A 7329-nucleotide genomic window follows, 5' to 3' on the forward strand; every position below is an offset into this window, starting at 1 on the left:
GTGCGGCGGGCCATGCCCCGTCAGTGTCATCCATGACCCCGCCGGAAGCCGAGCGCCGGGATCGGGCCTGCGCTGTACGCCAACACATCGTGCGCTCTGTGCTGACGACAGGGGAGTGACGGCGGCGCAGGATGGCCGATCGAGGAAGTGCGTTCCCGACCGAGGACAGGTGGGCGTGCCCGCGCATTCCAGGATCACGAGGCCCGCGATCGTCGCCCTGCTGGCCGTCACGCTGGCCGGGTGCGGCGCCGGAGCGGGGACAAGCGCGGGCGGACCGCCGCCCGCCGCCGAGCGGTTCGACCCGCCGATGAAGTTCGAGACGGACGGCGCCGAAGTGGAAGCCATGAACACCGGCGTGCCGGCTGTCTGGGAACGGTACGCGTTCCGGCTCGTCAACCAGCGCACCGGCGACTCCGAGTACACCAGCGACCTCACCGCGACCGACCTCCTGACCGGGGACCGCCTGTGGTCCGTCACCGAGAGACGATCGGTGCCGAACCAGGCCGCCGTGCCCGTCGTCGCCTCGCTCGGCGGGCGCCCGCTCGTCCTCACCGCCCAGAGCACCGAGATCAAGGGCGAGGGGACCGCGCCCGTGACGATGGCCGTGGACCTCCTCGCGGCCGACGCGGTCACCGGCGTGACGGTGTGGCAGGCCAGGCTGCCGTTGGGCAAGCAGGGCGAGGGGCCGTGGGAGGAGGCCAGGCTCGTCGGCGCCGACGACGACGCCATCGTGATCGCGCTGGGCGAAGGGGACGCGATGTACAGGGCCCAGCTCACCATGGTCGTCGATCCGGTGACCAGGCAGGTGCGCTGGACCGAGAGGCTGCAGCCGGACGGGTACGCGGGCGGCCGGGTCTTCGGGCTGCCCACCGCCGACGTCGTCCCCGGCAACCTGCAGAGCTGGGACGTCAAGGAGCACCGCAAGCTGTGGGAGGCGCAGCTCGACGCGCCGGCCGGGTCCAGCGCGATCGCGGCCGGGCCGACGCTGATCTTGTCGTACACCGGGGTGCCCTCGCTGGACGGCTCGTCCCTGCGGCTGCTGGACGCGGCCACAGGCGAGATCCACACCCGACTGGCGGACGGCGACCGGGCGAGCGGCACCGCCTGCCGGTACGACGAGGTGTCCGTGGTCGTCTGCCAGACCTACGACGACCAGAACCGGCCCGGCCTCGTCGCCTACGACGCGCCGTCCCGCGAACAGCTCTGGAAGCTGCCGGAGAACGGCCGGACCGGCGCCGTCATGGCGGGGCTGTGGCACGGGGCGCTGTACGGCACGACGGCCAACGGGCCGCTGGTGCTGGACGCCCGTACCGGAGAGGACAGGGAGACCGCCCCCGGCGCGGCCCCCGACATCGTCACCCCCTACGGCGGGCTGGTGAAGGCGGCGGGCGGCGGGAGCTGGCTCCTGCACCGCGCGACCGGGTAGCGGGCTGGGGGAGCAGGCTCCCGCACCGCGCGACCGGGTGACGGGCTCGCCTGGCGTGTGGGTGACGGGCTCGCCTGGCGTGTGGGTGACGGGCTCGCCTGGCGTGTGGGTAGCGGGCTCGCCTGGCGTGCTTCTGCGTGCCGATCTTCCTGGGTAGGGTTGTGCCCCTTGGTGATCGAGGCCTGGCGGCGCTGCGCGTGGCAGGCGATGGGGAGGTTGTGATGGATCTTTCCGGAGTGGGCGTGTGGAGTCACCATCTGCGTTTCGGTGACCCGGCGGAGGCCGCCGACGCGGCCGCGGAGCTGGACGAGCTGGGCTACAGCGCCCTCTGGATGCCGGACGCCGGAGGGCCGGTCTTCGACACGGTCACCAACCTGCTGACGGCGACGAACCGGATCGTCGTGGCCACGGGCATCCTCAACCTCTGGATGCACGACCCCGCCGGAGTCGCCGCCTCCTACGCGTCCGTGACCGAGACGTACCCCGGCCGGTTCCTCATGGGCATCGGCGTGAGCCACGCGGTGGCGATCAACACCGAGCAGGAGCCGGCCCGCTACCGCAAGCCGGTGGCGGCGATGACGGCCTTCCTCGACGAGCTCGACCGCGCCGAGCAGCCCGTCCCGGCCGACGGGCGGGTGCTGGCCGCGCTCGGCCCCAAGATGCTCGACATGGCCGCCAAGCGGGCCCGCGGCGCCCACCCGTACCTCGTCACCACCGAGCACACCCGGCGCGCGCGGGAGGCGCTGGGCGACGGCCCGCTGCTGCTCCCGGAGCAGACGGTCATCTTCAGCGCGAGCAGGGAGGAGGCGCGGGCCATCGGCGAAGGCTGGCTGCGCGGCTACCTGTCGCTGCCGAACTACGCCAACAACCTGCTCCGGCTCGGCTACTCGGCCGACGAGCTGGCCTCGGTCAGCGACCGCGTGTTCGATGACGTGTTCGCCTGGGGCGACGAGGAGGCGATCCTGCGCCGCCTGGACGAGCACCGCGCGGCAGGCGCCGACCACGTGTGCGTCCAGGTGATCACCGCAGACTCCGGTTCCTTCCCGCGGCAGGAGTGGCGCGCCCTCGCCGCGGCGCTGCGCTGAGCTGTCGGGCGGTTGACCGGAAGGTGTACAACTGGCTAACTTCTCCGCCGCCACCTGACCGGGCCGCCGCCTGACCGGCCGGGCCGGACCCGGGCGCCGGCCAGGGCGGGAACGGCCGCCGACGCGCCGGCACGGCGAGGGAACCGCCGCCGGGCTCTCACACAACTCACACAGTCGCCTGCGATGACTGACCACATGACAGATTCGCGAGCGCGCAGGTGGTGGTGAGTGCATGACGGACAACGCCGTGGCGGCGCGAGGCGACGCCCCTCCGCCTGCCGGGCTGACCGCGACGGTGGAGATCGTGGTGCCCGTGTACAACGAGGAGCGGGCGCTGCCCGGTTGCATCGACGTGCTCCGTGACCATCTGGCGCGGTGTTTCCCGTTCGAGTGGACGATCACGGTGGTGGACAACGCCAGCACCGACCGCACCCCGGTGGTCGCCGCGGAGCTGGCCGACCGGCACCGGGGCGAGGTGCGGCTGCTGCGGCTGGAGCGCAAGGGACGGGGGCTGGCGTTGCGCACGGCGTGGGCGCGCAGCCAGGCCGACGTGGTCGTCTACATGGACGTGGACCTGTCGACCGGGCTGGACGCGCTGCTGCCGTTGACGGCGTCGCTGGTCAACGGGCACTCCGACGTGGCGATCGGCTCCCGGCTGGCGCGCGGCGCGCGCACGCTGCGCGGGCCGCGGCGGGAGCTCATCTCGCGCGCCTACAACGCGCTGATCAGGCTGACGCACGGGGTGGGGTTCACCGACGCGCAGTGCGGGTTCAAGGCCGCCCGTACGGAGGTGGTGCGCCCGCTGCTGGAGAAGATCGAGGACGACGGGTGGTTCTTCGACACCGAGTTGCTGCTGCTGGCCGAGCACAACGGGCTGCGGGTGGCCGAGGTGCCGGTCGACTGGGTGGAGGACGTCGACAGCCGGGTTCAGGTCGTCTCCACCGCGCTTGACGACCTCAAGGGGCTGATCCGGGTGGCGCGGGCCAAGGCGTCCGGCGCGGCCACCGTGCCCGGCCTGCCGCGCCGCCCCGAGCCGCGCGCCGCGCACCCGGACGCGGTGCTGGCCCCGCGCGGTGACGGCGGGCTGCTGTGGCAGGTGCTGTCGTTCGGCGCGATCGGGGTGCTGTCCACGCTCGCCCATCTCGGTCTGTACGCGCTGCTGCGGATGTGGCTGCCGGTCCTGGTGGCGAACCTGCTCGCGCTGACCGTCACCACCATGCTCAACACCGAGGCCAACCGCCGCTTCACCTTCACCGCCGCGCGCGGCTCGACCACGCGCACGCACCTGCTCGGGTTCGTGGTCTTCGCCCTGTACTACGCGGTCACCTCCGGCGCGCTGCTCGTCCTGCACGCCGTCAACCCCGGCCCGCCGCGGCTGCTGGAGCTGACCGTGCTGATCTGCGCCTGCGTGCTCGGCACCGCCGGGCGGTTCCTGCTGCTGCGCGGCTGGGTCTTCCGCCGCGCCTCCACCTCTTCCGGAAGCTGACCGACTGATGACCGCCATCTCCCCGCGTGCCGCCTTTGTGCGGCGGTACGCGCTGACCGCGATCTGCCTGCTGGCCGCCTTGCTCTACGGATGGTCCTTCTGGACGTGGGGCTGGGGCAACACGTACTACAGCGCCGCGGTCAAGTCCATGTCGGCGAGCCTGACCACGTTCCTGTTCGGCTCCTTCGACCCGGCCGGTGTCGTCACGGTGGACAAGCCGCCGATGGCGTTGTGGCCGCAGGTCGTCTCCACCTGGGTCTTCGGGTATCACGGGTGGGCGCTGCTGCTGCCGCAGGTCGTCTTCGGGGTGGCGGCGGTGTTCGTGCTGCCTCGGGCCGTGCGGCGGTGGGCGGGGGAGACCGCCGGGCTGATCGCCGCCCTGGTGCTCGCCGTGACGCCGGTGACCGTCGCGATCAACCGGGACAACAACCCGGACACCCTGCTGGTGCTCCTGCTGGTGGCCGCCGCCTACGCGCTGACCCGCGCCCTGTCGCCCGGACTGGCGGCGCGGCGGGTCACCGGGTGGCTGATGGTGGCCGCCTTCCTCGTCGGGTGCGGGTTCACCACCAAGATGCTGGCCGCGTGGGTGTGCCTGCCCGCGTTCCTGCTGGCGTACTTGTTCGGGACGAGTGCGCCGTGGCGGCGGCGGGTCGGGGATCTGGCTGCGGCGGGCGGGGTGTTGCTGGTCAGCTCGTTGTGGTGGGTCGCGTTGGTGGATCTGTGGCCGGGGGAGAAGCCGTACATCGGGGGGAGCACGGACGGGACGGCGCTGGACCTGGTGCTGGGCTACAACGGGCTGGGACGGATCTTCGGCGAAGGCGGGCCTGGCGGCTTCGGCGGCGGCGGGTTCGGTGGTGGAGGGCCCGGCGGCGGTATTGGCGGCGGCGGTGGCTTCGGCGGCGATGGGCCTGGCGGCGGTTTTGGCGGCGGGCCGGGCGGTCAGTCGCCGGAGATGCCGAACGGGCAGATGCCGGATATGTCGGGCGGACTCCCCGGCGGCGGCGGGCCGGGTGGGGGCGGTGGGCCGGGCGGCATGTTCGGCGGGTCCGCCGGTCTGGGGCGCATGTTCAACGACGTGGTCGGCGGTCAGATCAGCTGGCTGCTCCCGCTCGCCCTGCTGACCATCGTCGCCGCCACCGCACTCGCCGTCCTGGCCCACCGCCGAGGCGCGACGACCACGCCCGCCGTACGCGGCGGGTGGCTGCTGTGGGGCGGCTGGCTCCTGGTCAACGCCGTCGTCTTCAGCTTCGCCTCCGGCATCTTCCACTCCTACTACACCACCATGCTGGCCCCCGCCATCGCCGCTCTGACCGGCGCGGGCACCGTCTGGCTGGCCCGCCACCGCCGGGGCGCGGTGGTCGCCATGGGGGCGGTGGCCGTCACCGCCGCCTGGGCCTGGGTGCTGATCTCCCGCGACACCTCATGGAACGGCTGGCTCCGCTACGCCGTCCTGGCCGCCGCCGTCGCCGCGATCGCCTTCCTCCTCGTACGGCTGCGCGGCGGCCGTACCGGACCGTCGGTCATCGCGGCGCTGCTCGTCCCCTCACTGCTGGCACCGGCCACCTGGTCGATCGCGTACGCGTTCGGCCCGCCCGACACCAACACCACCAACCCCACCGCCGGTCCACGCGGGACCTTCGGCGGCATGCGCTTCGCGGCCGGGCGAGGCACCGCGCCCGGCCTACCCGGCACCAGCCAGCAGGCCGGCCCTCAAGGCACGCCCGCGCCGGGCCAGTCGGGTGGCCCCGAGGGCACGCCCGCGCCGGGCCAGTCGGGTGGCCCGGAAGGCACGCCCACGTCGAGCCAGTCGGGCGGCCCCGAGGGCACGCCCACGTCGGCTCAGCCGGGCGGCCCTCAAGGCACGCCCGCGCCGGGCCAGCCGGGCGGCCCCAACGACACGCCCACCTCGGGTCGCCAGGACGGCGTCGATGGCGCGCCCGGGTCCGGTCGGCGGGGTGGGGGCGGCGGGATGCCCGGGTTCGGGGGTGGCGGGCCGATGGGGGGCGGCAGCGAGCTGACCACCGACCAGCGCAAGCTCCTCGACTACGCCGTCACCAACTCCGGCCCAGCCCGCATCAAACTCGCCATCAACGCCCCCGGCATGATGACCGCCGCGTACATCATGCACAGCGACGCGACGGTGATAGGCATGGGCGGCTTCATGGGCTCCGACCCCGCCCCCACCACCGACCAACTCGCCCGCTGGGTCAAGGCAGGCGATCTGCGCTACATCCTGAGCAGTCCCTCCGGTCAGGGCCAAAGGGGCGGCTCCACGTCCGACCGCACCACCTGGATCAGCACCAACTGCACCGAGGTGCCCGCCACCGAGTACGGCGGCACGGAAGGCACCGGCACCCCCGGCGGCCAGACCCTCTACCGATGCGGCTCCTGAAACAAGACGCCCACCAGAACCAGGAGGAGTGACAACCCCGTCCGTTAACCCTCTCGTCAGATGCGGTTCACACATTATTCCCAGCTTCGTGCTGTCAGATGTGTGCTGACGAAGGGAGGGACATGCTGAAAAGGTTCCGCAAGGCAGCCGTTTCCGCAGGCGGCAGCGGCGCGCAGCCGGTGTCCGGCACCGAGGCGAACGGCGAGCTGGGCCACCGGCTGCGCGCGCCCAGCAAGCTGCACGCCTTCAACCGCTACGAGATCAAGTACCTGGTGGACCTGGCGCAGGCGGCCGAGCTGCGCGAGGAGATCGAGCAGCGCCTCGACCGCGACCGGCACAGCGGCGACACCGGCTACGGCATCTGGAGCGTCTACTACGACACCCGGCAGCTCCGCTTCTACTGGGAGAAGATCGAGGGGCTGAAGTTCCGCAGGAAGCTGCGGGTGCGCCACTACGGCGACCGGTTCGCCGTGGGCGCGGACACGCCGGTGTTCGTCGAGATCAAGCAGCGGGTCAACCGGGTGACGCAGAAGCGCCGCGTCCAGTTGCCGTACGCCGACGCGCTCAAGCTGTGCGACGGGCGGCAACTGGTCGAGCACGACCCCTCCCAGCGGGCCTTCCTGGAGGAGGTGCTGGACCTGGTGGTGCGCCTGGACCTGCGGGCCGTGGCGATGACCGGCTACCAGCGGCACGCCTACGTGGGCCGTGACGCCGACGTGGGCCTGCGGGTCACCTTCGACCAGCGCATCCGCGGCCGGGATCGCGACTTCCACCTCGGCGCCGACACCACCAACCGGCTCATCGTGCCGGCCCGCAAGTCGATCGTCGAGGTCAAGGCCAACGACCGGGTGCCGTACTGGCTGACCGACCTGACCGCCAAGCGCAACCTCCAGGTGGTGCGGGTGTCCAAGTACTGCCAGAGCGTCGAGGCGCACGGCCT

Annotated in this window: 5 protein-coding genes; all 5 read left to right on the forward strand. The window is 72.6% G+C overall.

Going from position 1 to position 7329, the window contains the following annotated elements:
* The first annotated feature begins 175 nt into the window (after positions 1–175).
* Positions 176–1426 (forward strand): PQQ-binding-like beta-propeller repeat protein, encoded by a 1251-nt coding sequence (locus ABD331_RS52065; RefSeq protein ID WP_344493465.1) that lies wholly within the window; start codon positions 176–178, stop codon positions 1424–1426.
* 221 nt (positions 1427–1647) lie between these two features.
* Complete coding sequence (locus ABD331_RS52070; RefSeq protein ID WP_344493467.1) at positions 1648–2511, forward strand: LLM class F420-dependent oxidoreductase; 864 nt, start codon at positions 1648–1650, stop codon at positions 2509–2511.
* 232 nt (positions 2512–2743) lie between these two features.
* The gene (locus ABD331_RS52075) at positions 2744–3997 is read left to right on the forward strand and encodes a bifunctional glycosyltransferase family 2/GtrA family protein (RefSeq protein ID WP_344493470.1); all 1254 of its coding nucleotides are present in this window, start codon (positions 2744–2746) and stop codon (positions 3995–3997) included.
* A gap of 7 nt (positions 3998–4004) precedes the next feature.
* The gene (locus ABD331_RS52080) at positions 4005–6389 is read left to right on the forward strand and encodes a glycosyltransferase family 39 protein (protein WP_344493472.1); all 2385 of its coding nucleotides are present in this window, start codon (positions 4005–4007) and stop codon (positions 6387–6389) included.
* A gap of 122 nt (positions 6390–6511) precedes the next feature.
* Positions 6512–7329, forward strand: an 818-nt coding sequence (locus ABD331_RS52085; protein ID WP_344493474.1) for a polyphosphate polymerase domain-containing protein, incomplete at its 3' end; no start/stop codon positions are given.

Origin of the sequence: Nonomuraea monospora (genome assembly GCF_039531895.1) — a bacterium.
In the GTDB taxonomy this organism is placed as follows: Bacteria; Actinomycetota; Actinomycetes; order Streptosporangiales; family Streptosporangiaceae; genus Nonomuraea; species Nonomuraea monospora.

Coding starts and splice junctions, on each gene's coding strand:
- ABD331_RS52075 (WP_344493470.1), top strand. CDS start 2,744: ATGACGGACAACGCCGTGGCGGCGCGAGGCGACGCCCCTCCGCCTGCC.
- ABD331_RS52070 (WP_344493467.1), top strand. CDS start 1,648: ATGGATCTTTCCGGAGTGGGCGTGTGGAGTCACCATCTGCGTTTCGGT.
- ABD331_RS52080 (WP_344493472.1), top strand. CDS start 4,005: ATGACCGCCATCTCCCCGCGTGCCGCCTTTGTGCGGCGGTACGCGCTG.